Origin of the sequence: Serratia sp. Z4 (genome assembly GCF_009900725.1) — a bacterium.
GTDB classification, from domain to species: domain Bacteria; phylum Pseudomonadota; class Gammaproteobacteria; order Enterobacterales; family Enterobacteriaceae; genus Serratia; species Serratia nematodiphila.
The window spans coordinates 1-1,790 of record NZ_JAAABD010000028.1 but is presented as its reverse complement, the minus strand read 5'-3'; the positions used below and the strand labels follow the sequence as shown (position 1 = coordinate 1,790).

1 protein-coding gene is annotated in these 1,790 nt (G+C 66.1%); it reads right to left on the bottom strand.

All coding sequences use genetic code 11. The annotated features are described in order from the left end of the window. The coding region (gene tkt / locus GT753_RS25625; protein ID WP_216842819.1) for a transketolase at positions 1–1,790 on the bottom strand (1,790 nt) is incomplete at both ends.

The window sequence follows — 1,790 nt, the reverse complement described above, 5'->3', positions numbered from 1 at the left end:
GCCGTCACCGCCGCCGGCAGCACCGACTCACGGTACGCCGCATCCTGCTTGTCGAACGCGTCGGTCGACGGCATCGACACCACGCGCACCTTGCGGCCCGCCGCGGTCAGTTTGTCCGCCGCTTCCACCGTGATGCCCACTTCGGAGCCGGTGGCAATCAGGATAACGTCCGGCGTGCCCGCGCAGTCTTTCAGCACGTAGCCGCCGCGGTACACGTTCGCTAGCTGCTCTGCGGTGCGCGGCTGCTGGGTCAGGTTCTGGCGCGAGAACACCAGCGTGGTCGGGCCGTCGTTACGCTCGATGCCGTACTGCCACGCCACCGCCGATTCCACCTGGTCGCACGGGCGCCAGGTGCTCATGTTCGGGGTCACGCGCAGGCTCGCCAGCTGCTCCACCGGCTGGTGGGTCGGGCCGTCTTCGCCCAGACCGATGGAGTCGTGGGTGTAGACGAACACATTGCGCAGCTTCATCAGCGCCGCCATGCGCACCGCGTTGCGGGCGTATTCCACGAACATCAGGAAGGTCGCCGAGTACGGCAGGAAACCGCCGTGCAGCGCGATGCCGTTGGTGATGGCGGTCATGCCGAACTCGCGCACGCCGTAATGAATGTAGTTGCCCGCCGGGTCAACGTTCAGCGCTTTCGAACCGGACCACATGGTCAGGTTGCTCGGCGCCAGGTCGGCGGAGCCGCCCAGGAACTCCGGCAGCACCTTGCCGAACGCTTCCAGCGCGTTCTGCGACGCCTTGCGGCTGGCGATGTTGGCCGGGTTGGCCTGCAGTTTTTCCACGAACGCCTTGGCGTCGGCTTTCCAGTCCGCCGGCAGCTCGCCGTTCATGCGGCGCTTGAACTCGGCGGCCAGTTCCGGGAAGGCCCGGGCGTAGGCGGCGAACTTGTCGTTCCAGGCCGCTTCCTTGGCCTGACCGGCTTCTTTGGCGTCCCACTGGGCGTAGATGTCCTGCGGGATTTCAAAGGCGGCGTATTTCCAGCCCAGCGCTTCGCGGGTGGCGGCCACTTCGGCGGCGCCCAGCGCGGCGCCGTGCACGTCATGGGTGCCGGCCTTGTTCGGCGAACCGAAGCCGATAACGGTCTTGCACATCAGCAGCGACGGCTTGTCGGTCACCTGGCGGGCTTCTTCAATCGCCGCCTTGATGGCGTCCGGGTTGTGGCCGTCGACGTTGCGCACCACGTGCCAGCCGTAGGCTTCGAAGCGCAGGGCGGTGTCGTCGGTGAACCAGCCGTCGACGTGGCCGTCGATGGAGATGCCGTTGTCATCGTAGAAGGCGGTCAGCTTGCCGAGCTTGAGGGTGCCGGCCAGAGAGCAGACTTCGTGCGAGATGCCTTCCATCATGCAGCCGTCGCCCATGAAGGCGTAGGTGTGGTGGTCGACGATGTCGTGGCCAGGGCGGTTGAACTGCGCCGCCAGGGTGCGTTCGGCGATGGCGAAGCCGACGGCGTTGGCGATGCCCTGGCCCAGCGGGCCGGTGGTGGTTTCAACGCCCGGGGTGTAGCCGTACTCCGGGTGGCCCGGGGTTTTGGAATGCAGCTGACGGAAGTTTTCCAGCTCGCGCATCGGCAGGTCGTAGCCGGTGAGGTGCAGGAGGCTGTAAATCAACATGGAGCCGTGGCCGTTGGAGAGCACGAAACGGTCGCGGTCAGCCCAGTGCGGGTTAGTCGGGTTGTGGTTGAGGTAGTCACGCCACAGGACTTCGGCGATGTCCGCCATGCCCATAGGGGCCCCCGGGTGGCCGGAATTTGCTTTTTGTACGGCGTCCATGCTGAGTGCGCGGAT